We start from the raw sequence: 25,886 nt of genomic DNA on the forward strand, positions 1-25,886 counted from the left end.
GGTGGATGTCCGCGAACACCGGGCGCGCACCGACCCGTCGCACGGCGTTCGCCGTCGCGATGAACGTGAACGAGGGGACGATCACCTCGTCGCCCTCGCCGACGCCGTGGGCGGTCAGCGCGGCCACCAGTGCGGTCGTCCCCGAATTGACCGTCACCGCGTGTTCGACGCCGAGATACTCCTCGAGACCCGCTTCGAACGCCTCGACGTACGGCCCGTTCGCCCAGTAGCTCCCTCGTGTGATAGAATCGACGGCGTTGGCCACGTCCCGCTGGTCCCACGGAATTTCGAACAACGGTATCGAGTCGTTCATCGACTCGTCCGTCATCGAGCGATGAATTAAGTAGACGTTCGTTACCGTCCGGAAGACTGGCGTTTCGTCCGTTCTATTCGCACAATCGACGGAACGACGCTGGCCGTCCACTCAGTCGTGCTCATGCGGTTTCACCGCCGACAGGGACTGGAATGCAGCCGACAACATCTTGGTACGCGGACTGAAGCAAGGAGGGACGGACTGTCCCGAATCAACGTCCTCAGAATCGCTGTGCGATTCTGATGGGCTGCGAAAATCACGCAGTGATTTTCGAACGCCTGCGGAGACTGTGCTTCCTACGGGAACCGATTCGGTTCCTGCAAAGCGCGTCGTGGAAACAGGAAGCCCCATCTGCTCACGGGCGCAAAGCGCCCGTTCGCATGGTCCGTGAGACGAAGGTCTCACGCTCCCCTCAAGGAGCGAGCATGAGCGAGCGAGTAGGGTGGGGAGGAAGTCACAGGGAAGGGATCGGAACGACGACGACCGGCCGTTTTGCGTCCTCGAGGAGCCGTCGTGCGGTCGAGCCGAGTTCGCGCGTCGCATCGGGATCGCCGCCGTGTGCGCCGATGACGATTTCGTCGACATCGAACTCCTTCGCTGCCTCGGCGAGCGTGTCCGCGGGGGGACCGGAGCGACGCTCGGTCGCGACATCGCCGACGGTCGCGAGTCGAACGGAAACCACGTTCAGCGCTTCGTCGCCGTCGCGGCGCGCCGTCGGATCGTCGGGCGGAACGACCGCGATCACGGTCACGGTGTCGTCGCCCGTCGCTCGCTCGTCGAAATAGTCACAGATCGCCGCCGTCGTGTGGACGGAGTCGGTTCCCGCGAGATAGTGCATAGCGGATCGACGCTGTCGATCTCGAAGAAAGCTCCGGAAAGTACCACCGAGACGCCACGGGGACACGGTCGTTTCCGATTCGGAAGGACGCCGTATTTTCTGACCCAGAGAACGCACTCCTATCACTAATACGACGGCACTGTCACGAACGCACGGGGGACGAGAGAGGCCATCCCCGCGCGCCTTGGTGGTCCCCCGTGCTTCCCCGAATCCGATCATCCCAGGGTCGCGACGCACGTCCCACGCAGTCCCGCAATTTTCCCTCTCACGGGGCCGCGTTGCGTCGGCGCCCCTTCTCACTGCCGACAGGGTTCGGTCGTCGGTAGATCGCTTCGGCCCGCTCCCGTCGCTAGCGGTACTGAGATCCCGTTGACCCGATTCCTTCTCGACGCTGTCGTTCGCTACTGGTGACCGTCCTCCGACGGTGCCGTCAATGGTGACCGTACAACGAATACGTGATCGCAACGAGGCCGAGCAGCCGGCTCACGTTCTCGAGCAGCGCGATGACGACCCGCTCGGGATCGACCAGCGTCGTGACCGCGACGTTGAGCAGGAACGGGAACAGCGTCAACAGGAGGAGCCCGAGCGCGAGATACAGCATGGACCGGGCGTCGTTCCGGCGGTAGCCACGGTAGGCCTGATAGGCGATGAGCGTTCCGAAGAGCGCGACGAGGAAGAGACTCGCGACGGTCAACAGTTCGAACAACGTCGCCTCGTCGACCCGCACGACGTTCCGACTCATCGCATCCCCTCCCACATGCGCGTGAACTTGTCGGCGACGTCTTCCTCGCGGTACGTCAGCTCCAGCGAGAACGAGCCCTCGTCCAGCGACAGTTCCAGCCGGTCGAGGTTCGCACTGTAGACGCTGTAGTGGTTGCCGTCCGGCGCGAGTTCCGTCTCTTCGATGACGAGGTGACACTCCTCGAGTCGGTCGAGTCGCCGATAGATCGTCGGGAGGGAGGCGTCACACCGTTCGCTCAGGGTACTAGCAGACATGGGTTCGACGCTCGTATGGGTGAGGATTTCACGTGCGTACTCGTCGTCGAGCACCGCGAGCAGCGTCGACAAGTCGGTGTCCTCACTCACTGGTATAGCTGTTCGTTTCGGTATAACTATGAAAAGCGGTCCGGTTTTTCTGAGCGAGAAAAGACTCCTCGAGCCGTCGCGGGCAGCGACGGGATTTCGGAGCGGTCAGGCTGTCGTATCACTGTCGGCGTCCGTGCCGACGTAGCCAGTACTCAGTGCCCACACCGCGAGGAGACTCGGCAGGACGAGGATACTCGCGAGGAACGCGTATCCGATCGCGACGCTCGTAACGAAGCCAAAGCGCTGGAGCGACGGGACGAACGCGAGCACGAGGACGCCGAACCCGGCCGCGGTCGTCGCGGCGCTGGCCAGCAACGCGCCGCCGGTTCCGCGAACCGTCCGCCGAAGTGACGCGATGTGATCGCTGCCGCGTTGCTCCTCGAGGAACCGTTCGCCGATGTGAATGGCGTAGTCGACGCCGATCTCGATCGCGGCGATGATGGTCGTTTCGGGCATGAACGCGATCCCCGCGAGGGACATCGTTCCGAACAACCACGTCTGTGCGGGCAAGACCGGGGCCATCACGACCGCACCGAGCGTGAGCGTGCGATAGCGGAGCCAGAAGATCAGCGTCAGGAACGCGACGATGACACCGAACGTGAGGAGGAATCCCTGAACGAGCGACGTGAGCAGGCCCCGCTGGACGAGTTCCTCGACGATCGGCTGGCCGGTGGCAGTCACCGTCAGGTCGGACGCTCCCTCGATCGTCGCGACCCCGCTATCTCCTCCGTGACGGTTCCGGTATCCGCCCCGCCGGAGAGCCCCACCGAGAGACGGAGCGCTCGATACTCGCCGTCGTCGCGGTGGATCGTCGCTTCGCCGGCCTCCGAGTCGGCAGCGTATACGGCGTCGTACACCGTGGTGAGGTTCTCATCGGGTACCCCGTCACCGTCCGTATCCGCCTCGTCCACGACGGCGGCGACCGTCTCGTTGGTCGCCGCGACCGACTCGATCGTCTCCAGTGGCCCGGTCGCCCGCAGGCTCCCGTCACCGAGCCCGGCTAGGTAGCGGCTCAATGCACAGTGTGGATGTTCGTTACAGCTTTTCTTTGACCGTATCGAAGAAGTCAGGTACGATATTGAGTCTCCATCTCAGAATCGCCCCCTCTCCACGTGAAATAAAGGGTGCTGTCGACGAAAGCATCTGACTTATCTGACCGAAATCGACTAATAGTCATATAGCATAGAGGGACGCATGGGATCTAAACGAAAGGGCAATACTGGCAGTTTGCCCGAGCGACGTCTGCGACACAGAGAGGAGAACGTACCAACGGCTCACCACCTCCCAATTCATCAGACTAACCATGCCGACCTTCACTGATGCAAAGCGCGAGCGCGTCCGCGAGTCGCTCCGTGACGCCGGACGCGAGTTCTTCGGTCGCTATGGTATCGATAAGACTACGATCTCGGAACTCACCAAGACGGCAGAAATCGGCAAAGGGACGTTCTACCAGTTCTACGATTCGAAAGAGGAACTGTATATAGATATTATTGAACAATACCTAGAAGAATACATTCCTCGGTTGCTGAGCAATTCCTTCGAAGCGTACGACGACCCAGAAAAGGCGATTGAAGCGTACCTCGAAGAGTCGATGGATGAGCTCAACTCCAACCCACTTCTCCGGCAGCTTTTTCTCGATGATGACGTCAATCAACTGCTTGAGCAGTTCTCTGACGAGGAACTCAGCGAGGGTCACGAGAGGTCAGTCGAGTTCTTCCTGCCGTATATCGAACAGTGGTACGACGAGAGTAAAGTTACCGGACCCGATCCTGAGACAATCGCCCACACGCTTCGGCTGGTTACTCGCCTCGAATTCTCTAAGGAGCACGTCGGCCGAGAGCGATACCCTGCTGTCCGGGACACGCTCATCTCCGCAGTCGCGGCTGGGATAACGGACGGAACCGACGAATCACCTTACTCGGAGGACCATCATGAGTGAGAGTGAAGACGTCCAGACAGGGACGTACGTCGTCGGATTCGACGACCCTGGTGCAACAGACCGCGCGCTCGTCGGTGGCAAGGGCGCGAACCTGGCACGGCTGGTTAGAACTGGTCTGCCGGTGCCTGCGGGATTCTGCGTGACGACTACTGCGTACGAGGCACTGATCGACGATCCGGCCATAGAGGATGCCATCGACGAACTCGCAGCGCTCGAGCCGACGGACACGGCGGCGATCGCGGACGTGGGCGCCGCCCTCCGTACTCGGATCGAGGACTGTGACGTCCCTGAAGAGGTCCGAGACGCGATCGAGACTGCCCTCGACGAGAAGGCGACCGATCCAGAACAGGCGTATGCGATTCGTTCGAGCGCGACGGCCGAAGACCTCCCCGATGCGTCGTTTGCGGGCCAACAGGAGACATTCCTCAACATTCACGGCGCGGATGCAATCGTCGATCGGATCCGTGCGTGCATGGCGAGCCTCTTCACTGACCGTGCAATCGCGTATCGAGCGAGGAACGATATTCCACACGAAGAGGTCGCACTAGCGGTCGTTGTTCAACGAATGGTATCCTCGGACATCTCCGGTATCCTCTTTACAGCCGATCCGATGACGGGTAATCGGTACGTCTCAGTTATAGAGGGTGGTCTCGGTCTCGGTGAAGCGTTCGTCTCCGGCGAAATGGCCGCCGACACCATTCGAGTCGATACGCAAACCAAGGAGATCCGTAACTACGAAGTCGGTGACCAGCAACGCACAATACGCACGCTTCCCGAAGGCGGTACCGAGACGAGAGACATCCCACCCGCCGAACGGAGGACCCGTATACTCTCGGATGAACAGGTGCAGCACCTCGTGGAACTCGGAACGGAAATCGAAGCGATATTCGACCAGCCACAGGACATCGAATGGTGTATCACCGACGATGAGATCTACGTCGTCCAAGCACGGCCAATAACGTCGTTGTTCCCTGTCCCGTCGCCCGAGCCATCCGATGACCGATTGCATGTTTACGTCAGTATGGGACACATTCAGGCGTTTGCCGAGCCATTGCCGCCGCTCGTGCGCGATCTCTGGATGACGTTCATTCAAACGATGTACGCGAAATTCGGCTTCGGGGCCGATACGCAGTGGGCTGTCGAGGCAGGCGGGCGCGTGTATATCGACATGACCACACAGTTACGAATCGGGCCTCTCCGGGACCAGCTCCCAGACCAACTGGCAGCAACCAGTGAACCGGCGAGTGCCGGTATCAAGGACATTCTGAGACGACGTGATGGGGAGTTCCGTGAGCAGCGGTCAGTCGGGGAAACTATCACAGCAGTGCCTAAGCTCGCCGCTGCAGCGTGGACGGGCGCGAGAACGGGATATCCACTTGTCTCCGCTCTGCTAGATGGCTTCGTTGGATCCTTTATTGGAGGGCCAGCCCCACCTGAGCACGAGAAGGCTAAATGGGTGGACTGGGGGCAGAATATTGCTGAACAAGTACGCGCCCCTGATACCCCCGAAGAGCGCTCGCGTGCCGTCTTCAACCAGTTGGACGACGTCATTCAGCTCCCATCCGTCGGTCCGTTGGTTGCTGCGTTCGCCGCAGGAAGCTGGCTCGAACGGTTGTGTTCGAATACCCAGGAAGAGATTGATGCCATCGGGAGAGGTTTTCCGGATGAACTGGTGACACAAATCAATCTCGGACTAGGTGATCTCGCGGATGTGGCTCGCGCTCATCAAGAGGTCGCTGATTCTCTTCGACAGAACGCGTCTCTAGAGGAGATCGAATCCCTCGAAGGAGGGGAAGACTTCGTGAACGCATTCGAGGAGTTCCTCGACGAATTCGGTTACCGTGCGACCGGTGAAATAGATATCAGCCGTCCGCGGTGGCGTGATGATCCCTCAGTGCTGCTCGAGACAGTTCGCGCGAATCTCGACCACGGTGAGTCGGGCGAACACCGCGAGCATGTCCGGCGGATGGAACGTGAAGCACTGGACGCAGCCAAGCGGCTCGAACAGCGAGCTGATAATGGATTGTTCGGATCGGCTCGAAAGCGTCTCGTTCATCGATTTATCAGAACGTATCGCGCCTATATCCAGACACGTGAGTACCCAAAACAGGGTCTGGCCCACATATTCACGGCGTGGCATGAAACACTCCGTGACGCCGGCGACCTACTCGTCACGGAGGGGATTTTGAACAGTTCCGACGACGTCTGGTTCCTCCGAAAAGGCGAATTGTTCGCTGCGCTCGATGGTGACTCGATCGCGGTCGATATCGACGCCAGACGCGCCGCGTTCGACCGCTACGCGGCACTGGATGCGCCACCAGTGTTGACGAGCGAAGGTGAAGCGCCAAGCGCGGACATCGAGCGTGAGGATGTCCCGGACGACGCACTCGTCGGAACCGGCGTGTCAGGTGGCATCGTCGAAGGATCGGCACGAGTCGTGCACGATCCCGCAGAAGAGACGATCGAGAAAGATGAAATCCTCATCGCTCCGTCGTCCGATCCCGGCTGGACGCCGCTGTTCCTGAACGCAGCAGGTATCGTCGTCGAGGTAGGGGGGCGGCTGAGTCACGGCGCGCTCGTTGCACGCGAATACGGACTTCCAGGCGTGGTGTCGGTTCCCGAAGCGACTCGCCGCATCAAGACTGGACAGCGGGTGCGGATTGACGGAACTCGGGGAACGGTTGAGATCATCGAGGACGATTGATGGCTCACTCACTGGATCTTCTGAATCGTTCTGGAAAATCAGCTTCGGTAGTTCAAAGAAGTTCGATATTCTGCAGAGACTGAATCAGGGAGATAGTGTACTTGTGCATAGTGCGTGTTGAATCCAATCCAACCAGCCTACATTTCGGCGGTGGCTATGTATAACGAATCGACCTAGCCGACTTCTGCCGTCAGCCAGTTTCCTGCGGAGGACGTGGCACAGTTCATGCAGTCCGGGATCGAGTCCGGCAAGAACAGACACTCGTAGCGGACGGCGTTCGCTTGACCGAACCGTTCTGTATACCGGAATATGGTTTATCTGGGCGGTCAGTGCCCGATCGAGCCGTCTCAGGGGCGATCGGCCGTCTACCCGAGCCAGCCGAACAGCCGCTCGAGCAACCGATCTTCGCCGTCCTGCGAGAATCGGTGGCCTTCGCCCGCGAATCGCTCGAGGAGGACGTCGGTCTCGAGTCGCTGAGCGGCATCGAAGCTATCGGCGGGATCGACGACCCCGTCGTCTCCGCCGTGGAAAACCGCGACCGGAACCGACAGCGTCGACGCGACGTCGTCGAACGGATACCGATCCAGGTGGTCGAAGAACCGCCGGTCGAGGCGCTCACCGGAATCGAACGTCACCTCGCCCTCTCGTTCGACCGTCGCCCGATACTCGTCGAAGGTCTCGTTGGTCGTCACCGGCGCTCGCGTGGCGATCGCGTCGACTCGGTCGTCGGCCGCTCCGGCGTGGAACGCGACTTTCCCGCCGAAGCTTGAGCCGAACAGGGTGTACGAGTCGGGATCGAAGTAGTCGACGACGTGGTGGAGGTCTGTCAGTCGCGCCTCGAGCGTCGACTCGACGAACTCACCGTCCGATTCGCCGCAGCCGCGACAATCGAATCGAACCGCGTTGTAGCCGGCCGCGACCGCTCGGCGAGATCGCCGCTCGTAGCTGCCGGACTTGTCACTCCGAAGCCCGTGACAGAAGACGAGCCAGTCGTCGGACGACGCCTCGTGATGGACGGCCGCGAGTTCCGGTGGACTCCGTCCCGTCGCCGCGGTTTCGATCCGGATTCGGTGTCTGTCTGGCATTCGTCTCCCCTGATGGGCCCCTCTTCCTTGATAGCGGTGTTCGAATGAGACGACCGATCGATACTCGAGCGCGTCGACCGTCGGCTACCTCATGACGAACTGTGCAGATGACCTCGCGTCGAGGGGCGAGGAATGGCTCACGAACGGATGAATCCCGGGGTCGAGGCGTCGGAACCGTCGTCGAATCGAATCCCGAGATCGCTGTCGGTGCTCCCGGCTCGTTCCGACGATCGGGTTTCACAGCGACAGCGGCTCTTTCTCTCCGTTCGAGAGAACGGGCGATACTACCGCTGCACCTCCGTTACCGCCGAACCGATTGCGAATCGCTTCCGACGGATGGGGTCGATCGTGGTCTTCTCGGAGCGACCTCCGTCGGATCCAACGAAGGAACTCGCGCCCGACTCGTCGGTCGACGCCGCTCTCTCGTGGCACACCGTTTTTGCGCTTCGAGAGAGTCGGTTCCGCTATGACCCGCACCACTTATCGGTGTGCGTGTGGCGCACACCTCGAGTTCAAACAGGACCTCGAGAAGGAGTCCGGAACGACGACGCCGACCTGGAAGTGCAAGGACTGCGGGACGCCGGTGCCGGGGATGACCGCCGAAAAGATCAGACATCAGGATCCATCCTGAATCGTGGCACCGCTACGAGGAGCCTATCGAATGCATACCATCGCAGTTCGATAACTACGGTCCCGCGTTTTAACACCTGAGACGTGCTTTTCCACGGCTTTCGATTGTTATCCGACGGACAGCTCTCCCCCTCACCCATAAATCAATAATAGCTATATTAAATTTGAGGGGCCGATATACGCTTGGCGTTCACCGTCACTGGGACCCCAGACCCGAGGGCTGCTTGATTACTGGACGAGAAATGCGAGAGTTCGCGACCGCTGTGGTCTGTTCGGCGCCAGGTCTGTCCGAATCTCTACTCCGGTGCACCAGATACGACGTGCTCGAGTACGGGTCGACTTTCTGACCGCCTGTCTGTCCAGCAGTCGTTGGGACCTGAACTCGGCTAGGTCGGTTTGTCATGCACAGATACCTGCGAAATTTAGGTTGTCGAGAGTGAGACGGTAGTTCTTTCACATGACAAATCGAATTAGGATCATGCCTGCATCACCGAGAACGGGGCTCGCTGGACGGGCATGGTCACCAGCGTGGGCAGGGTACATGGGCTGCGCATGGATGTTCGTATTCGCAGCAATGAGCTTCTACTGGGCACTGGGAGGAACCACTGGTCTCAACACTGTCTCACTCGGTCAAGAACTTGCGGGTGAATCGTGGTTCATCATGGTCCTCTGGTTTACTGGCTTTCTGAAAGTCATCGGTGGCTTGCTCGCGCTTGCGCTCGTTCGGGCTTGGGATCGGTGGATTCCCCGCTGGCTGCTACTCATCGCCGCGTGGGGTGTGGGCGTAGTCTTGCTCCTCCATGGCGGTGATTTCATGGTTCAGGGAGCACTCACGGAGACAGGAATCATTAGTTTCTCGGGCCCTGCGACCTGGACGTCGGCTCACTGGCAGACGTTCGTGTGGGGGCCGTGGTGGCTTCTCGGTGGTCTCATCTTCTGTCTGGCGGCTTGGAACTACCAGTCGATCTCAGCGGTCGACTAGGTCGGTTTATCATGCACAGTTCCATCTGGAGGCAGCTATGTCAATTTGTCACCAATATATTTTCTGGAATATGCTAACAGTGATGTTTTCACTTTCTGTCACGCTTGAAAAGTCTCCTTGCCGGACTTCAGAAGTGTATCTTTATTCCGTCTCCGTCTCTGCCGCTGCGACGAACTCTTTGATGATGTGTCCCTCAGCGCGGTGGAGGATGTCGCTCGCTGTGGATTTGCTGATGCCGAGTGTCGCGGCGAGCTCGGTGAGTGAACACTCGCGAGGGGTATCGTAGTATCCACGGGTGACTGCTTCGGTGACTACTCGCCACTGACGGTCAGTGAGGAGGTTGGTTGGATCGACCAACGGAGTTACCGATATGACCTCGTAAGGTACCCCGTTCGTTTCGAGTCCTGCTTTGAGCTGTGAGAGCTGCTCCTGAGCAGTGAATGATTCGACGATCACCCACCCGTTGCGAATCGCGAGTGGGAATTTCGGGGCTATTCCGGCAGAATGGAGCATCTGGCGCGGTAGCGGTTCTTGAATCACGTGCTGTATCAACAGCGTCTGTTCAGAGACATTGAGTACCTCATACGAGCGTACCTCGGAAGCCTCTTCGAAGTCTTGGATGATGGCCTCAGCGCTCGATGTATCGGCTTCCATGAGCACGCACAGTCCATCCTCGGTGTCGTAGGAAGATAGGATTCTGAACTCATCGTTGGGATACCTCCTGGAAAATCGCTCGAACTGTTCGTGGGACGGTTTGATCTTGAGTTTGACTCGGGGCATCTACGTCACATGTTCGACTGTGTGGTATTAGCTTGCACTACGGACATGTTTGATGGTACGTTGATGAATATGCCCTGCCTCTTGTAGCGTGTGAAACCAAATACCACGAGAGTCCGAGAGAATCCCCCTGACACGCAGGAGGTCAGTCAATGACGTCTGTGCGCTCTAGCATCCAGACGGCAGTTGAGGTGCCGCTCTGGGCGTTCACCTTTTACCGCACGCATTTATTCCTCATCGTGGGAATTTCCCTCCTGCCAGCTGCACAGCGGTTCGTCGCCATATTGTGGGGGTGGAATCTCCCATCGCCGGGGGATCTGGCACTTGAGATTCTTGTCATGGGTGTCCGACTTCTGCTGTTCGGAGTGATTGTCTGGCTAGCTATCTCCCGTGATGACACGTTGAGTCAGGTCAATAGCGGGGAACGATGGGCGCGTATGAAGGCGTTTATCAGTACTCAATGGCCCAGTCTAATTGTCCAGTTTGTTCTACTCACTGGTGCCGTCATCATCTTCGACGTTATCCCAGAGCAGATTATCGTGCAGTGGATTCCCGCTAATCTTGAGTCGATTTATCTGGCGTCCTTGATCGCTGTGAAGAACCTCACCGTAATCGCCTTCACTATGATTTGGATGGTCGGAATAGTTCGACAGATGATGTTGTATTCCCGCGACGCTGTTGAAAGAACGGGTACAGAGCCGATTTCAGCGGAAGTCCACCAATGATAGGACGGTTTGAAAGCGGCCTACAAGATATAGAGGATGCACGCAGCAGGGCGTTATCTACAGACGTTGCGATAACAAAGATGCCGCGAGGTACTGTCTAGATAAGGGAAACCGCAAGACAGGACGACAATGAAGTGACGGTATCGGTTGTGAAATTACCATCTATGATTTAACATAAAGAGACCCTGTTCCACGAGCAGCGAAAATTCGGCTGCTTCAGCAAACGTCCCATAAACAGTAATGGTCCCAGATCCCATCGGTGTTGCTTCGACAGACGCTGAAACGGCGTTTGACGTTAGAATCGCTTAACTAGACAGTGCCTGCCGCGAAGATACTTCTGAACTCGGCTAGGTCGATTCGTCGTATATAATCCTGTATGAAATTTATACCATCAATTGATTCCAGCACCCACCGTGCATGAGGAAATCATCTGCTTGACTTCAGTCGAGACGGGTTCAGTGACTACGAGAGAGGATGGCTTATGAACCTACATCAGCCATACGAGTACAATGGGCCGCCATCCCGAAACTGAACAACGAATTAGAGAAGCCGCATTTCGCGCGCTTGTCGAACACGGATACGCGGATCTCTCCATCAAAGATATCGGTGAAGAGCTAGGCCAAAACCCGTCGCTCATATACCACTATTTCGATAGCAAGGACGATCTCTTACTCTCGATGCTCGATGTCTTCGTCGAAATATTCCTCGAGCAACGGACCGAGAAGGCGATTACCGACGCGCAAGCGGAGCTCCGGGAGTTCGTCCGTCAAATACTGCATCCGAAGCCGGCGCAGGTCGAACAGGTCATGTTCTCCCCGCCATCGGATATCGAGACGGGGGTCTCTCGGATTTTCGTCGAGCTGTGGGCGCACGCGACGTGGGATGCCGACTTCCGCAGGAAAACCACGATGGTAGAGGACCGCCTCCGGGAAACGGTCACCCGGATACTCCGCGCCGGAATCGAACTCGAGCAGTTTCGACCCATTGATCCCGAGCTTACGGCGGATCACGTACTCTTTCTCCTCAAGCAAGGGATACATACGAGGACGACGACGAACCGGGATGCTGCCGTCGATCGGGTCCAAACGATCGTCGACGGAATTATAACTGATATCTCCCGCGAGAGCTATAGTAGCCACTGAAACGATTTACATACCGATCGCGAAGTTGTCGTGCGATCGGGTGTGCATTGATTTTCAGTTTGTACTATAGCGGGAGAGCAAGTCCAATACGTATCTGGCTCGAGTTATCCTCCGGCATTCGGTTACTCGACTTCTCAGCCTCGTTCCGCTGGTCACTCTTCGATACTGCTACCGCTCCGTTTACATGTTTGTGCGTCTAGATCGATGGGGGCGAGAATGCACCAAAAGGACTACAACTGATTAAATGATCAATTAAATCATGGAGTCCCCCGATTCAGTCGTCGGAGTGGGCCGATCACCGGAAGCCATTCGAAGCCCCGAAGGACAACTTTCGCCGTTCGAGTGGTACGCTGAAATGCGTCAAGAGACGCCAGTTCACTTCGACGAGCAGCGAGAGACGTGGGACGTATTTCGATACGAGGACGTCGAACGCGTGCTCAAAGACCACGACACGTTTACGGCTAATCGGGCTTTCGAAGCCGACGAGTCCTCGAACGACGGTGACGACGATAGCCCGATGCTTCAGACGATGATTACGACCGATCCACCGACACAGACCCGACTCCGAGGGTTCGTCGACGACCGATTCCAGCCGGGGGCGATACGGGAGTACCAACCGCGAGTGGAGACGGTAACGGAGGACCTGTTGGACGACCTCGAAGACGAGAATAGTTTCGACTTCGTCGACGAGTTCGCGATTCCGCTTCCCGTCATCGTCATCGCCGAACTACTGGGAATTTCCGCCGACCGTCGTGATCAGTTTAAAGAGTGGTCGGACGCACTCGTCGCGCGACCCGAAGACGACACTCCGGAGGAGATAGAACGGGTGCAACGGGAACAGAAGGAGGCCCAACGAGCGATGGGGAGATTCTTCGCGGAGTTACTGGAAGAGCGCGATGGCGGCGACGGCGACGATCTCATTACGCTCGCGGCGAACGCGGAGGAGTTATCCAGGGGTGAACAGATCGGCTTCTGCATGCTGCTCCTCCTCGCGGGCAACATCACGACGACGAATCTCCTCACCAACGCGATCTGGTCCGTCGAAGAACACGGGCTGACGGGCGCGATTCGTACGGGGGACGTCGATCACACACAGGCTATCGAGGAGACGCTTCGATACCGATCCCCGATCCAATCGTTGAAGCGTATCGCCGTGGAGGACGTCGAGCTACACGGTCAACGGATTCAGGCGGGGGACGTCCTCACGCTCTGGCTAGGTGCCGCAAACCGCGATCCGGAAATCTTCGATGCGGCCGAAGAGTTTCGGCCCGAGCGGCGTCCGAACCGCCATATGGCGTTCGGAACGGGAGTCCACTTCTGTCTGGGCGCTCATCTCGCACGGATGGAAGCGGACGTTGCCCTGGATCGATTGTTCGACCGTTTCGACCGCCTGGATGCGGATTTGTCAGATCTCGAGCCGTTGAGTGCCCTCTATGGTCTCGAATCACTCCCCTGTGAAGTGAGTCGAAACGCGTAAGCATACGAAAAGCGTCGATATTGCTGGATTTTCCGGGCCACCGTCACACGTGCCCGGCGGATCGAGACGTCGTAGAACGGTGGTTCAGTCAGCCGCCTGACCGCCATCGACGGGGAGCGTGTGGCCGGTGATATACGACGCATCATCGGAACAGAGGAACGCGACCGCGCCGGCCATCTCTTCCGGGTTCGCGATGCGGTCCATCGGGACGTCGATCATCGCCGACGTGTCGAACTCCATCTCCGACGGATCGCCGCCTCCCGACATTCCGGATTGGATGTTCGTGTTCGTCGGCCCCGGGGCGATAGCGTTCACTCGAATCCCTCGCGTCGCGTACTCGAGAGCCACCGTCTTCGTGAGGCCGACTACGCCGTGTTTGCTAGCCGAATAGCTGGCGAGTCCCCCCATCCCTACCAACCCGGATTCGGAAGCGGTGTTGACGATCGCGCCGCTCCCCTGTGCTTCCATGACGGGAAGTTCGGCTTTCAGACACGCCCAGACGCCTTTCAGATTGATATCGAGGAGCTTGTCCCACTGTGCTTCTTCGATGTCAGTTACTCCTGCAAACCCCGTGAGAATTCCCGCGTTGTTATGCGCGAAATCGAGAGTTCCGTACGTGTCGACTGCGACATCGACCATTCGCTCGACCGACTCGAAATCGGCGACGTCAACTTCGACGAACGTGGCATCACCGCCGGCGTCCTCGATCAGGTCGACCGTTTCGCGACCGGTTTCCGCAGCGATATCTGCGACGACGACGTTCGCGCCGTCCGCTGCAAAGCGTTCTGCCGACGCACGTCCGATTCCCGATCCCGCTCCCGTCACCAGAGCCGTCTTTCCGTCTATTCCGTTCATTATTGACCTGAGTGTTAATTAACCGTTTAATTAATATAGTCCTTTGGCCGATCTCCGTGGCGGCGACCGAGCGCGCTCTCGCATCCGATCGCGATCGACGAGCGTTTTTTCCGGCTTCGTGAGACCGAAACACAGATTTAGGACCGTGGAACAGTATGAGACAACTGATGACTCGAGGCGCCACCCACGCGATCCGTTCGTGGCACGGTGATAGCCCCCTCGAGCAGCCGAGCGGCGGCCGAAATCCGGAACGGCGACCCTCGGCCATCTGCCGTGCGAAGCCCGGGCGGGTGATCGGCCCGTGACCGAGGTGGCGATCACGGACGCGGTCGACACCTACCTGCAGCGAAAGGCCGTCGGCGATCCGAATGGCTCGGGTGCCGGAGCCTACGCGTCAAACGCGGAATCGATCCTCCGCCGGTGGGCCGACTGGCTCGATCGGGACCACGGACTGACCTCGCTGTTCGCACTCGAGGTCGAACACATGCGCGCGTACGCCGAGGAACTCCGGCGTAAAACCGGTCGCGGCGAGTACACCGCCTCGACCGCCGGAACGTACTACGCGGTCGTCCGAGCGTTCCTCTCGTGGTGCGTCCGCGGTGGGATCCTCGCGGACAACCCCGCCGCGACCGACCGCGCGGAGGCTGCGCTGCCGACCGCCGACGAGCGACCGACGAGCGATTTCTGGACCGCGCGACAGCGTCGCGAACTCGAGCGGTACGTCCGCGAGCGGGCGCTCGATACCGGTCGATCGATGCACGAGCGACGCAGTCGACTGCGCGAGTACGCGATGGTGGCCGTCCTCGCTCACTCGACGGTCCGCGGATCGGAGCTGTTCCGGGTCCCCGACGACGATCGCCGGACGGGTGCCACGTGGGACGACGTCGATTTCTATACGGGAACGATCCGCGTCCTGGGGAAGTCCCAGCGACTCGAGGACGTTCCTCTCCCCGCCCGCGCCCGGACGCCGTTGCGCCGCTACCGGGTCGTCCTCGATCCGCCGTCGAACGACTGGCCGCTGTTCCCGACGGCCCACGCGCCGTCGATCGCCGGTCGCGTGCGGTCCGTGCTGCGCGATCGGGGGTACGACGACGAGACGATCGAATCCCTGCTCGAGGACGCGACGGCGACGGAACTCGCTCGCGAACGTTCGATCGCGCCGCCGGCGATCACCACCGAAGGAGCCCGGTCGGTGTTGCGCCGACGCTGCGAGGGTGCCGAGATCGACGTCGACGGTGACTATCTGACGCCGCGGGGCGTCCGTCGAGATCGGTCGGGGGCGTCGTACCGACAGGAGGCGACGGCGTCGAAGCCGACGCTTCGGGCGTCGGTGCTCGAGCAGTCGATCGTCGTTCCGGACTCCCAGTCCACGGTAGTGGATGCCGAGCCGGTCGAGGGAGACGAGTCGACGGAGACGGATTAAATGAAGATGGACGATCGTTTTCTCGTGAACTTGTACTGTTCGCGTTCGATGCTGTGATTTTCCGTTGGTTGGTACTCGGTACAGTAGCGAACGGAACAGTGAGTTCTGATAGCGGTGTAGAAAAGGAGTGTCCTGCTATCGTGGCACCAAGGAATAGCCACGCCCTCCCCAACCGATTCGCTCGTTCCACTCGCTCATCCCTCGCACGGTATCGAGTCGCGGTTCGTCAGTGACTCACCGCGACCCAGCGCGCGCCACCGCACGGTGGATACCCCGTCCGAAATAACCGGTTTCTCACCGAGACTTCAAGTCACCATCCCGTCACATCAGCCAAGTTAAACGACGAGCAGCCACAGAATCACCGTCAGGACGAGCGTCAACAGGAGGACGCTCGTCCCGATGCTCGCCCGGAGGTGGATCGTCGAGGGGCGGCCGCCGTCGGTCGGCTGCCGCTCGTCGACATCGACCAGCGGGAGCCGCCGTGCGGCCGCGTCGACGGCGAGGACGGGGTTGTTCCCGACCCAGTAGCACCGTTTGACGGCTCCGACGACGGCGGCGTCGACGGCTGCGTAGGTTTCCGTCACTGCGAGCATCGTCCACCGGCTGAGGTGGTAGGTCACGGGGTAGACGACCATCGCCGGATCGCCGAGATCCAGCTTCGAGAGCGGCTTTCGGACGACGACGAACGCGACGGCCGCGACCCCCGTGAGGATCCCAGCCGTCTCGAGGTGGCTCGGACTGTAGGGATGGAGGTGGCTGTGTTCGCTGCCGCCGGCGTACGCGAACTCGAGGCCGTGGATCGTCGGCGCGAGGTCGGCCAGTCCCTGCCACCAGACGCCGAAGAGGAGACAGGCACCGCCGAGGCCGAGCATCGCGACCGTCTGGCCCGGTTTGGCGTCGGCGACCTCGAGATCGCTCTCGCCGTGGAAGAAGACGTAGTAGCCGAGCTTGATAAAGGAGAGCAGCGTCCCGATTGCACCGAGCCAGAGCAGCCAGTACAGCGCCTGATACTCGGGTTGACCGTAGTAGTGCGGATTGGCGGCATCGAAGATCATTCCCTTGCTGACGTAGCCGTTGAAGCCCGGAATCGCGGTGATCGAGAGCGCGCCGAGCCCGAACCCGATCGCGGTCAGCGGCATTTCGCGCCAGAGGCCGCCGAGATCGTACAGGTCCTCCTCGCCGGTCCGGTAGATGACGACGCCGACGGCCATGAACAGCAGGCTCTTGAAGAGGATGTTGTTGAACAGGTGACTCATCGCACCCGCGACGGCGAGGTTGGAACCGATCCCGATCGCCGCGACGATGTATCCGAGTTGGGCCTGGATGTGATACGAAAGAAGCGCCCGCATATCGTGTTGGAGCAGCGCGAAGGTCGCGCCGTAGACGGCCATCAGGCCGCCCATGTACGCGATGTAGATCGAGAGATCGCTCTCGCCGCCGACTGGGAACGCCCGGTAGAGGACGAACGCGCTCGTCTTCGTCGTGTAAACTGAGAGGAACACCGAGGCCGCGAAGTGCGGTCGCGGATAGGTGTCCGGCAGCCAGGTGTGGACCCCGATGAACGCGACGTTGACGCCCATCCCGAGCACCGCGAGCAGCGCCGGAATCCCGTCGGCGATACCGGCCTCGGTGTAGACGAACGTGCCGGTCTGGACGTAGTGGACGGCGACCGCCAGCATCACGAGCACCCCGCCCGTGCCGTGGAAGAGCGCGTATCGGAAGCCGGCCCGGACCGCCTCGCCGCCGTAGTGCCAGACCACGAGCGTGCTGGTGACGGCCATCAGCTCCCACATGAACAGGAGCACGAGCCAGTCGCCCGCGAACGCCGCCCCGATCGACGAGGAGACGTAGACGAGCGCGAACGCGACTAGGGTTCGGCTCGCCCCGCTCGAGTAGGCATAGATGACGCTACAGATCCCCAGAAAGCCGAGGCCGAGGCCGACCATCCGGGAGAAGTCGTCGACGTAGAACGGGACGGCCTCGAACCCGAGGAAGGTCCCGGCCAGGTGCTGGCCCTCGGGCGCGACCAGCGAGATCGCCAACACCGCCGCGAGGCTGAGTGCGCCGACGGCGAAGCCGGCGATTCGCGGCAGGACGAGCACGAGCAGGGCCGCCGCGAAGACGATGAGCGGCGGGTACGCCAGCGACAGGAGTTCGAGTTCCATCAGTCGCTCACCCCCGTCACGAGTTCGTCGAGCGGAACGCCGCTCAGCTCCTCGAACCGCATCCCGAAGACGCCCTCGACGATCCGGGTCGCTAACTCGAGGAACACGGCGTAGTCGGGGCCGATTCCGAGGACGATTGCACCCGTCGCGATGACGGCGATCGGCGCGAGCATGAGCCACGTGCTCTCCGTGAACGGCGAGTGGCGTTGCCAGCCCTCCGCGGGCGGGCCGCCGGTGAGGTGGTCGTCGTGATCGCCGTGGTGGTCGACGACGCCGACGGCGTCGCCGGTGTCGCCGTGGTCATCGTGACCCGGCGCTTCGGCACCATCGTCGTGATCATCGGTTTCGAACGCTTGAGCGTCGGCTGAGTGGCTCGTCGCGTCCGCTCCGTCGGCGGTCGTGTGATCGCTCGGGTACTTGTCGACGGCGTACTCGAACTCCTCCTCGGCCGCGGGCTCCGCGTCCGTCGCGTCGGCCGTCTCCGTTCGGTCGGCCGGGTCCCCGCCGTCGGCGGCGACGTGGTCGTCGGTGGTCCCGTAGGATCGCAATACGCCGCCCCGAGGGAACTCGAGGAGGGGTTTGGCGTCGTGGCGGTCCTCGCTCTCGAAGAAGGCGGTGTAGACGATCGGCCAGAAGTACGCGACGTTGAGAACGGCCGAGAGCAACAGTGCACCGGCGAAGAGCCAGTACTCGCCGCCCATGTAGCCGGCTCCGATCAGCATGTAGAACTTGCTGACGAAACCGGCGATCGGCGGCAGTCCGGCCATGCCGGCCGCCCCGACGGTGAAGGCCGTCATCGTCAGCGGCATCCGTTTCCCGATACCGGCCATCTCGCTGATGTAGTCGGTGTGGGTCTCGACGTGGATCGAGCCAGCACAGAAGAACAGGGTGAGCTTCGCGAACGCGTGCGCGGGGATGTGGAACAGCGCACCGACCATGGCGTAGGGGTGGAGCATCGACAGCCCGAGCACGATGTAGGAGAGCTGCGCCGTCGTCGAATAGGCCAGTCTGCGCTTGAGGTGGTCCTTGCGCATCGCGATGATGCTCGCCGCGGTCAGCGTGAACGCGGCGACGATGGCGACCGGAATGTTCAGTCCGATCTCGCCGATCCCGGGGACGTCAAGCGGGAGATCGCGGATCAGTCCGGGCCCGTAGACCTCAAGGATGACTCGAGCGATACCGAACGCGCCGGACTTGACGACCGCCACGGCGTGGAGCAGCCCGGAGACGGGAGTGGGCGCGACCATCGCGTCGGCGAGCCACGAGTGCAGCGGCATCAGTGCGGCCTTGACGCCGAAGCCGGCGATGAGCAGGAAGAACGCGGCCTGGGCGTAGACCGGTTCCGCCTGCGCGGCCGTCGCGAGCGCCTCGATACCGCCCGCCTCGAAGGCGAGCGTCGGCCCCGAACTGACCAGACTCGTGAGCCAGTAGATCAGGACGGTGCCGGCCAGCAGGAAGACGCCGCCGCCGAAGAACGTGTACGCGAGGTACTTTCGGCCGGCGATGCGAGCCTCGTTGTCCTCGTTGTGGGCGACCAGCGGATAGGTGACCAGGGAAAGCAGTTCGTAGAAGACGAAGATCGTCACCAGGTTCGCCGCGAAGGCGATTCCGACGGCAGCGGAGAGGCTGGCCGCGAACGACGCGAAGAAGCGCGTCTGGGCGTGCTCGTCGAGCCCGCGCATGTATCCCGCGGCGTAAAACGACGTGAAGATCCAGAGGAAACTCGCGAGGAGCGCGAAGAAGATCCCCAGCGGGTCCGCTCGCAGGGCGAAGTCGATCCCCTCGAGGAACTGGATCCCCGTCGAGTCCGCGAGACTCCACCGGAACACGGTGCCGTCCATGACCGCGGGGAGCATGCTGACGATGATGCCGAACTTCGCGAGGGCGGCCAGGACGGACCAGCCCTCCCGGAGGTTCGGCCGGCGATGCGACGCGACGATCAGGACGATAGCGACCGCCGACACCAACACGGCGGCGAGCGGTCGGAGATCTGCGACCATCAGTTGAACACCTCCGTGATGAACGGCTCGAGCAAGTCGGCGAACGTCCCCCCCGCGAAGCCGAGTGCGACGGCGGCGAGCGCAATGGCCACGACGATCGCGATCATGCCGACCGAGACGGCGTCAGGGGTGGCGTTGCCGTGCGTGCCAGCGGCGGCGGACCCGTCGTCAGCGTCTGCAGTACCGCCGTCCGTCGCGATCGAACCCGGCGCGTCCGCCGAACCGACCGAGAGCGGTGGTGTGAAGTACATCTTCTCGAGCAGGCGAGCGGCGTAGGCGAGGGTGAGCATGGTACTGAGGAAGATCACGGCGGCGACGGGCCACAGTTCCGACTGGACGGCACCGAGGGCGATGTACCACTTGCCGACGAAGCCGACGCCCGGCGGGACGCCGACCAGAACCAGCAGGAGGACGGCCATCGAACCGGCGACGAACGGGCGTTCCCTGGCGAGTCCGGCGTACTCGTCGACGGTGCGAGCGCCGTAACTCGTCGCCACGAGTGCGGCCGCCAGAAAGAGGCCGGCCTTCAACAGACCGTGGCCGACGAGGTGAACGGTCGCACCGATGAGCGCCGTCTCGGAACCGCCCGCGATGACGACCCCGTAGGCGGCGATGACGAGACCGAACTGTGAGACCGAGGAGTAGGCGAGCATCCGCTTGACTTCGGTCTGGATCACGGCCAGTGCGGTGCCCGCGAGGACGCTCACGCAGCCGACGGTGACGACGATCGACGCCGCGTTCGGCATGGCGGCGAGATAGTCGACGCCGAAGACGGTCACGATCAGCCGACCGAAGGCGTACGCGGAGGCCGTCGAGACGAGGGCGGCGATCAGTGGCGTCACGCCGTCGGGAGCCCGCTGGTAGGCGCTCGGCTGCCACGTGTGCAGCGGCCACTGGGCGACCTTGACGGCGAAGCCGACGACGACGAACGCGAAGCCGGCCCGGATCAGGACCGGCCGTTCGGCCGCCGGAATCGCGGTCGCGAGTTCGACCATGTTGAGCGTCCCCGTCGCCATGAAGACGAAGGCGACGCCGATCAGGTACATCGACGCGGCGACGGTTCCCAGGATCAGGTACTGCAGGGAGGCGACCGCCGCCTCCGGGCCGTCGCCGCTCGCGACGAGCGCGTAGGTCGCGATGCTCGTGATCTCGAGGAAGACGAAGAGATTGAAGACGTCGCCGGTCAGCGAGATGCCGAGCAGGCCGCCGACCAGCAGCAGGTACGCGGTGTAGAACGTGTTCCCGCGCGGGCCGCCGCGACGCGTGTACGCGAGGACGCCGGTAGCGACGGCGGTCACGAGCAGGACGATCAGCATGGAGAACTCGTCGGCGACGAGTTCGATCCCGTACGTCCGGGGGTAGCCGCCGAGCGTGTGGTTCACCTGCTCGTCGGTGTAGACGACGCTCGCGAGGGCAATGGCTCCGGCGAGGAGACCGGTCGTCGTGAGCGCGGCGACGGACCAGCCCGTTCGGTCGTACCGGAGTCCGAGGGCGATCGGAAGCGTCGCGGTGATGATGGGGACCGCGATCAGCAGCGGCAAGAGCAGGTCGACGCTACTCATCGGCACGCACCTCTCGAAGCGTGTCCTCGCGGAGCGTCCCGTACTCCGCGTAGATGCGGATGATCAGGGCCAGACCAACCGCCGTCAGCGCGATGCCGACGACGATGGCGGTCAGCACGATGACCTGTGGCAGCGGGCTCGCGACCATGACTTCCCCCGGAACTCCCTCGTGGGGGACGATCGGTGCCGAGCCGCCCTCGATGTAGGCCATCGAGATGAAAAACAGGAAGATAGCCGTCTGGAAAAGGTTCACTCCGATCAGCTTCTTCACGAGGTTCTCGCTGGCGATCACCATGTAGATCCCGAGACCCAGCAGGACGAACACCAGGACGTACGTGTAATGACTCGTCAGGAGCTCAATCATCGTCGTTCACCTCCACGCCGGACGAATTGGGTGTCTCGGCGGCATCGGCACCGCTGACGCCACCGGTCCCGCTCGGTCGGTCGGGCGAGAACCCCGCTGCCATCGTAAAGAAGAGACTGATGATGGTCCCGGAGACGATCAGCGAGATACCGGCGATCTCGACGGCCTCGAGCCCCCACTTCGGTTTGATGTGGAAGACTTCCTTGAGCCGGTAGAACTCGAGGAAGTCCCCGCCGAGGGCGATCATCGCGAGGCCGATAGCGCCGAAGATGACGACGCCACCGGTGACGAGGCCGGCGAGGAACGAGTTCCGGAGCCACTGTCGAGTCGGTTCGATACCGAAGGCGAAGGCGAGCATGAGGACGGTGACACCGACGATGGTTCCGCCCTGGAAGCCGCCGCCGGGGGCGTCGCCACCGTGGAACGTCATGAACAGCCCGTAGGTGAGCGTAAACGGTGCGATGATCTTGACGGCGGTCATGATCACCTGACTCTCGGTGTAAGTATCGTCGACGGATTCGGACATTAGACGAACACCTCACGTTTCAGGACGAGCAGCGTCGAGACGCCGGCGGCAAAGACGACGACCGCTTCGCCGAAGGTGTCAAAGCCACGGTAGGCAGCGAGGACGGACGTCACCGCGTTCTCGACGCCGGTTTGGTTGTACGTCTCCGTGATATACTGTTGGGTCACGTCCGGGTTCGACCAGACCGGCGTCTCCGTGCCGCCGACCGCGTACATCTCGGGCAGGACGGCGGTACAGAGCACGAGCACGAATGCGCCGACGACGACGACCGCCGGAACGTGAATTCGCTCCGTGAGCCGATTCGTCGAGGGCCGCGTCGTGCGCGCGATCGTCAGCAGGAGCAACAGCGTCGTCACGCCAGCACCGATCGCGGCCTCGGTCATCGCAACGTCGGGGGCTAACAGGAACGTGTAGAGGATCGCCATTCCGAGGCTGTAGGCGCCGAAGACGATGATCACCGATAGCACGTCGCGGAACAGCGCCGTCGCGACGGCCGTCGCCAGGATGAACGCAACGAGGGTATACGCGAACAGACTCATCACGGCTCACCGTCCGTTTCGGCAGGGGCGTCGATTTCGTCCGTCTCCGCGCCCGTTCCCTCCTCGGCGAGGATCGGTTCGACACCGGTCTCCGCTGCGGATCGGGCGATCGCGTGGGCCGCCGTCGGGTTCGTGATGAACACGAAGAACAGGAGGAGGACGGTGTAAACCGCCGCGTGCTGCCAGCCGAACGCCACCGCGACGCCGGCGAGCGCGAAGCCCGCGCCGAGCGTGTCCGTCTGTGAGGCGGTGTGGGCCCGCGCGTAGATGTCCGGGAGGCGGATGACGCCCACCGTCGAGACGAGCGTGAAGAAGACGCCCAGTCCGAGGCAGACGACGATCGCCCAGAACCTGATCGTCTCGATCACAGCACGCCACCTCGCTCGACGGTGAACTTCGAAATCGCGATCGACATCAGGAAGTTCAGCAGTGCGTAGATCAGCGCCACGTCCAGGAACCACGACTGATCGAGCCCCGCAGCCAGCAGGGCGAGGATGACGACCGTGTTCGTTCCGAGCACGTTCACTGCCAGCAGCCGGTCTTGCGTGGTCGGTCCCGCGACCGCGCGGTAGAACACCGCGATCGCGAGGATCACGAACATCGCGGCCGCGGCGAGGAAGACGTCCTCGAGCGAGACCGGGGTCACAGCTCGTCACCCCCGACGATCTCGGCGTCGTCGCGTTCGCGCGGCGAGGAGATCGCCGCGGATTCGCGACCGTAGAAGACGAAGCGGATCCCGCGCTCGAGCCCGCCGTCGAAGAGGTCCTCGCGAGCCGCCGGGATTAGGGTATGGACGAGCAGCTGCTGATTGTTGGCCCGGACCGTCAGCGTGCCCGGCGTGAGCGTGATGCTGTTCGCCAGTGCGGTCAGCGGGAGACCGCTTTGAACGCGGGCGTTGACCCGCGTTAGCGACGGTTCGATGGGCATCGACGGTCGAAGGATCACGGCGGTGACCGCGACGTTGGCCTTGACGATCTCCCAGAGCAGGTACGGGATGTAGATGGTGAACCGAACGATCCGGAGCGGCGACTGGACGCGGTCGAGCGGCACGGCAAACGTCACCTGTGCGAGCGAGACGGCGACGATACCGGCAACCGCAGCGCCGGTGAGGAGATCGAACCAGTAGGTCGGATCCCCGAGGACGAGATAGAAACCGTAGGAGAGCAGGAACGTCGCGAACAGGCGGTCGAAGTCCTCGGTCCCGCCGACGAGGCGGCCGCGTCGGGCGGGCCGATCGACCGGCGCTTCCTCGTAGGCGAGCCCGATCCGTTCGAGTTCGCGCTCGAGGGGCTGGAGCATCTGCGCGGTGACGCCCGGCTGATACTCCGGATCGAGCACGACGCGGTCGATCCCGTGTTCGTCGGCGTAGACGTCGAAGATTTCGGCGTAGTCTCGCGGCCCGAAGAGGTACTCGTCGGTCCCGAGCGTCGCCGTTTCGATCGCCACGTCGGCGTCGCCGGCGTCCTCCTCGACCCAGTTTCGAGCCCGGGAGAGCAGTCCGTTGGCATCCTCGCTGTACTGGTCGCTCTCCGGGACGTCGGCGTCGTAGGGCATCGCGACGACGAGGTGACACTCGAGCGAGTCGGCGGTCTCGAGTCCCGATTGGACGGCGTAGCCGACCGTCTGGCGAACGGTCACCGTGTCCGACAGCGGGACGAGCAGGCGTTCAACCGCCACCGCGTTTCCCTCCTGACGACCGTCGTTGGACACTCATGACTCTGGTTGTTAGTCGAACCAAGCGGTAGCCGTAGGAAAACGATTTCGTTATTCGCCAGCAGTCACCCGTTCCGGCGGGTTCGGTTCGGCCGTTCGTATCAGTTCGACTGCGTTCTCGCCGATCGGCCGACGCGTGTCCAATCCGCTGGCGCCGCTGGACGATCGGTACTTTTACAATCACACTTTCAGTAGAGAAAACTGACTTGTATGACGACCGAAACCGTTCACGATCGAATCGGAACCGCACGCGATGACCTCACGACCGGCCAGCTCGTGGCCGTCTTCGCGTTCGTCGCGGCGCTGGCATTCACACTGCTGTTCCTTCAGGAGCCGCTGGCCCACGACTCCATGCACAACTTCCGGCACGCGGCCGGCGTGATCTGTCACTGATGCTCGTCGACTACCTCGAGCGCGGAGTCCTCGCCGGCGCGATCGCCGGAATCGCGTACGGCGCGTATATGGCGTTCGTTGCGAACCCGCTTATCGGGTACATGGAGACGCTTGCCGAGGGCGGCGAGCACGGCGAACACGCTCACGAAGCGGGCGAACACGCTCACGAGGCAGGCGAGCACGCCCACGCTGCCGGCGAACACGCCCATGCGGTGAGCGAGGCGACGACGGCCGCCGTGAGCATCGGCAGCGGCGTCCTCTGGGGGATTCTGCTGGGCGGCGTCTTGGCCCTCGGCTTCTACTTCCTCGAGCCGGCGCTGCCCGGCCGCGGGAACGTCAAGGCCTACGTACTGGCCGGTGCCGGCTTCTTCACCGTCTCGGTCGCGCCGTGGCTGGTGTTGCCGCCGACGGCACCGGGGGCCGAACAGGCGTACGATCCGACGCTTCGAATCGCGATCTACGTCGGTCTCATCGCCCTCGGCGCAGTCGTCGCGGCGGCATCGATCTACGGGTTTACCCGCGGGTCCGCGCGGAGTCGCCCGCTCGGAGTGGTCACGGCGGTTGTTCCCATCGTCGCCCTCGTCGCGGGCACCGCAATCGCGGCGCCGACCATCGTCGAATCCGGCGCGATGCCGGCCGATCTCGTCG

At 61.9% G+C, this 25,886-nt stretch carries 28 protein-coding genes and 1 pseudogene; 11 read left to right on the forward strand and 18 right to left on the reverse strand.

The genetic code is table 11. From position 1 onward, the window contains the following. A partial coding sequence (locus PGX04_RS16795) for an aminotransferase class I/II-fold pyridoxal phosphate-dependent enzyme (protein WP_273739595.1) occupies positions 1 to 313 on the reverse strand: 313 nt, incomplete at its 3' end. Positions 314 to 428: 115 nt separating this feature from the next. On the opposite strand from PGX04_RS16795, the pseudogene PGX04_RS16800 reads away from it, so the two are divergent. After that, positions 429 to 704 (forward strand): annotated as a pseudogene (locus PGX04_RS16800) (RNA-guided endonuclease TnpB family protein); the annotation flags it as partial. Between the two features lie 63 nt (positions 705 to 767). On the opposite strand, the gene PGX04_RS16805 reads toward PGX04_RS16800, so the two are convergent. The 5 genes from PGX04_RS16805 to PGX04_RS16825 form a co-directional block, all read right to left on the reverse strand. Then, positions 768 to 1,151, reverse strand: coding sequence for a universal stress protein (locus PGX04_RS16805; protein WP_273739568.1), 384 nt, complete (start codon positions 1,149 to 1,151; stop codon positions 768 to 770). A gap of 430 nt (positions 1,152 to 1,581) precedes the next feature. Beyond that, entirely contained in the window at positions 1,582 to 1,893 is a 312-nt protein-coding gene (locus tag PGX04_RS16810; protein WP_273739569.1) for a DUF7521 family protein, read from the reverse strand. Continuing rightward, complete coding sequence (locus PGX04_RS16815; RefSeq protein WP_273739570.1) at positions 1,890 to 2,237, reverse strand: ArsR/SmtB family transcription factor; 348 nt, start codon at positions 2,235 to 2,237, stop codon at positions 1,890 to 1,892. Before PGX04_RS16815 ends, PGX04_RS16810 begins: the two co-directional genes overlap by 4 nt. Positions 2,238 to 2,342: 105 nt before the next feature. Next, on the reverse strand, positions 2,343 to 2,918 hold the full coding sequence (locus PGX04_RS16820; RefSeq protein WP_273739571.1) for an MMPL family transporter: 576 nt from the start codon (positions 2,916 to 2,918) through the stop codon (positions 2,343 to 2,345). A gap of 2 nt (positions 2,919 to 2,920) precedes the next feature. Continuing rightward, positions 2,921 to 3,253, reverse strand: coding sequence for a hypothetical protein (locus PGX04_RS16825; RefSeq protein WP_273739572.1), 333 nt, complete (start codon positions 3,251 to 3,253; stop codon positions 2,921 to 2,923). Between the two features lie 287 nt (positions 3,254 to 3,540). On the opposite strand from PGX04_RS16825, the gene PGX04_RS16830 reads away from it, so the two are divergent. Then, positions 3,541 to 4,176 carry a TetR/AcrR family transcriptional regulator gene (locus tag PGX04_RS16830; RefSeq protein WP_273739573.1) on the forward strand — a complete coding sequence of 212 codons (636 nt, stop codon included), beginning with the start codon at positions 3,541 to 3,543 and terminating at the stop codon, positions 4,174 to 4,176. Further along, positions 4,169 to 6,880, forward strand: a complete 2,712-nt coding sequence (locus PGX04_RS16835) for a PEP/pyruvate-binding domain-containing protein (protein ID WP_273739574.1) — start codon at positions 4,169 to 4,171, stop codon at positions 6,878 to 6,880. The genes PGX04_RS16830 and PGX04_RS16835 overlap by 8 nt, the downstream gene beginning before the upstream one ends. 365 nt (positions 6,881 to 7,245) lie before the next feature. Here the strand turns inward: PGX04_RS16835 and PGX04_RS16840 are convergent, their stop codons facing one another. After that, entirely contained in the window at positions 7,246 to 7,965 is a 720-nt protein-coding gene (locus PGX04_RS16840; RefSeq protein WP_273739575.1) for an alpha/beta hydrolase family protein, read from the reverse strand. A 466-nt stretch (positions 7,966 to 8,431) separates the two neighbouring features. Between PGX04_RS16840 and PGX04_RS16845 the strand changes: the two genes are divergently transcribed. Next, complete coding sequence (locus PGX04_RS16845; RefSeq protein ID WP_273739576.1) at positions 8,432 to 8,596, forward strand: hypothetical protein; 165 nt, start codon at positions 8,432 to 8,434, stop codon at positions 8,594 to 8,596. 555 nt (positions 8,597 to 9,151) lie between these two features. Further along, complete coding sequence (locus PGX04_RS16850; protein ID WP_273739577.1) at positions 9,152 to 9,577, forward strand: DUF3995 domain-containing protein; 426 nt, start codon at positions 9,152 to 9,154, stop codon at positions 9,575 to 9,577. Between the two features lie 141 nt (positions 9,578 to 9,718). Here the strand turns inward: PGX04_RS16850 and PGX04_RS16855 are convergent, their stop codons facing one another. Beyond that, positions 9,719 to 10,357 (reverse strand): helix-turn-helix domain-containing protein, encoded by a 639-nt coding sequence (locus tag PGX04_RS16855; RefSeq protein WP_273739578.1) that lies wholly within the window; start codon positions 10,355 to 10,357, stop codon positions 9,719 to 9,721. Positions 10,358 to 10,506: 149 nt separating this feature from the next. Between PGX04_RS16855 and PGX04_RS16860 the strand changes: the two genes are divergently transcribed. From PGX04_RS16860 to PGX04_RS16870, 3 genes are all read left to right on the forward strand, one after another. Then, on the forward strand, positions 10,507 to 11,079 hold the full coding sequence (locus PGX04_RS16860) for a hypothetical protein (RefSeq protein WP_273739579.1): 573 nt from the start codon (positions 10,507 to 10,509) through the stop codon (positions 11,077 to 11,079). Positions 11,080 to 11,588: 509 nt separating this feature from the next. Continuing rightward, complete coding sequence (locus PGX04_RS16865; RefSeq protein WP_273739580.1) at positions 11,589 to 12,221, forward strand: TetR/AcrR family transcriptional regulator; 633 nt, start codon at positions 11,589 to 11,591, stop codon at positions 12,219 to 12,221. Positions 12,222 to 12,480: 259 nt separating this feature from the next. Next, positions 12,481 to 13,698 (forward strand): cytochrome P450, encoded by a 1,218-nt coding sequence (locus PGX04_RS16870; RefSeq protein WP_273739581.1) that lies wholly within the window; start codon positions 12,481 to 12,483, stop codon positions 13,696 to 13,698. Between the two features lie 84 nt (positions 13,699 to 13,782). Here the strand turns inward: PGX04_RS16870 and PGX04_RS16875 are convergent, their stop codons facing one another. Beyond that, positions 13,783 to 14,553, reverse strand: coding sequence for an SDR family NAD(P)-dependent oxidoreductase (locus PGX04_RS16875; protein WP_273739582.1), 771 nt, complete (start codon positions 14,551 to 14,553; stop codon positions 13,783 to 13,785). 301 nt (positions 14,554 to 14,854) lie between these two features. Between PGX04_RS16875 and PGX04_RS16880 the strand changes: the two genes are divergently transcribed. Then, complete coding sequence (locus PGX04_RS16880) at positions 14,855 to 15,976, forward strand: tyrosine-type recombinase/integrase (RefSeq protein WP_273739583.1); 1,122 nt, start codon at positions 14,855 to 14,857, stop codon at positions 15,974 to 15,976. Positions 15,977 to 16,311: 335 nt separating this feature from the next. On the opposite strand, the gene PGX04_RS16885 is transcribed toward PGX04_RS16880, so the two are convergent. From PGX04_RS16885 to PGX04_RS16925, 9 genes are read right to left on the reverse strand one after another with little or no spacing between them, the layout of a single operon-like run. Next, on the reverse strand, positions 16,312 to 18,141 hold the full coding sequence (locus PGX04_RS16885; RefSeq protein WP_273739584.1) for a Na(+)/H(+) antiporter subunit D: 1,830 nt from the start codon (positions 18,139 to 18,141) through the stop codon (positions 16,312 to 16,314). Further along, a complete protein-coding gene (locus tag PGX04_RS16890) occupies positions 18,141 to 20,141 on the reverse strand; it encodes a proton-conducting transporter transmembrane domain-containing protein (protein WP_273739585.1) in 2,001 nt (666 codons plus the stop codon). Before PGX04_RS16890 ends, PGX04_RS16885 begins: the two co-directional genes overlap by 1 nt. Continuing rightward, complete coding sequence (locus PGX04_RS16895) at positions 20,141 to 21,703, reverse strand: proton-conducting transporter transmembrane domain-containing protein (protein ID WP_273739586.1); 1,563 nt, start codon at positions 21,701 to 21,703, stop codon at positions 20,141 to 20,143. The genes PGX04_RS16890 and PGX04_RS16895 overlap by 1 nt, the downstream gene beginning before the upstream one ends. After that, positions 21,696 to 22,067: a cation:proton antiporter subunit C gene (locus PGX04_RS16900; RefSeq protein ID WP_273739587.1), complete on the reverse strand. Its 372-nt coding sequence runs from the start codon at positions 22,065 to 22,067 to the stop codon at positions 21,696 to 21,698. The genes PGX04_RS16895 and PGX04_RS16900 overlap by 8 nt, the downstream gene beginning before the upstream one ends. Next, positions 22,060 to 22,593, reverse strand: coding sequence for an MnhB domain-containing protein (locus PGX04_RS16905; RefSeq protein WP_273739588.1), 534 nt, complete (start codon positions 22,591 to 22,593; stop codon positions 22,060 to 22,062). The genes PGX04_RS16900 and PGX04_RS16905 overlap by 8 nt, the downstream gene beginning before the upstream one ends. Beyond that, positions 22,593 to 23,132, reverse strand: a complete 540-nt coding sequence (locus tag PGX04_RS16910) for a DUF4040 domain-containing protein (RefSeq protein WP_273739589.1) — start codon at positions 23,130 to 23,132, stop codon at positions 22,593 to 22,595. The genes PGX04_RS16905 and PGX04_RS16910 overlap by 1 nt, the downstream gene beginning before the upstream one ends. Then, positions 23,132 to 23,500 carry a monovalent cation/H(+) antiporter subunit G gene (gene mnhG / locus PGX04_RS16915; protein ID WP_273739590.1) on the reverse strand — a complete coding sequence of 123 codons (369 nt, stop codon included), beginning with the start codon at positions 23,498 to 23,500 and terminating at the stop codon, positions 23,132 to 23,134. The genes PGX04_RS16910 and mnhG overlap by 1 nt, the downstream gene beginning before the upstream one ends. After that, entirely contained in the window at positions 23,497 to 23,778 is a 282-nt protein-coding gene (locus tag PGX04_RS16920; protein ID WP_273739591.1) for a cation:proton antiporter, read from the reverse strand. Before PGX04_RS16920 ends, mnhG begins: the two co-directional genes overlap by 4 nt. Continuing rightward, positions 23,775 to 24,809, reverse strand: a complete 1,035-nt coding sequence (locus PGX04_RS16925) for a monovalent cation/H+ antiporter subunit E (protein WP_273739592.1) — start codon at positions 24,807 to 24,809, stop codon at positions 23,775 to 23,777. Before PGX04_RS16925 ends, PGX04_RS16920 begins: the two co-directional genes overlap by 4 nt. 246 nt (positions 24,810 to 25,055) lie before the next feature. On the opposite strand from PGX04_RS16925, the gene PGX04_RS16930 reads away from it, so the two are divergent. After that, positions 25,056 to 25,238 carry a CbtB domain-containing protein gene (locus PGX04_RS16930; protein ID WP_273739593.1) on the forward strand — a complete coding sequence of 61 codons (183 nt, stop codon included), beginning with the start codon at positions 25,056 to 25,058 and terminating at the stop codon, positions 25,236 to 25,238. Then, positions 25,238 to 25,886, forward strand: a 649-nt coding sequence (locus PGX04_RS16935; protein ID WP_273739594.1) for a CbtA family protein, incomplete at its 3' end; no start/stop codon positions are given. The genes PGX04_RS16930 and PGX04_RS16935, both read left to right, overlap by 1 nt.

The organism is Natrinema soli (assembly GCF_028618695.1).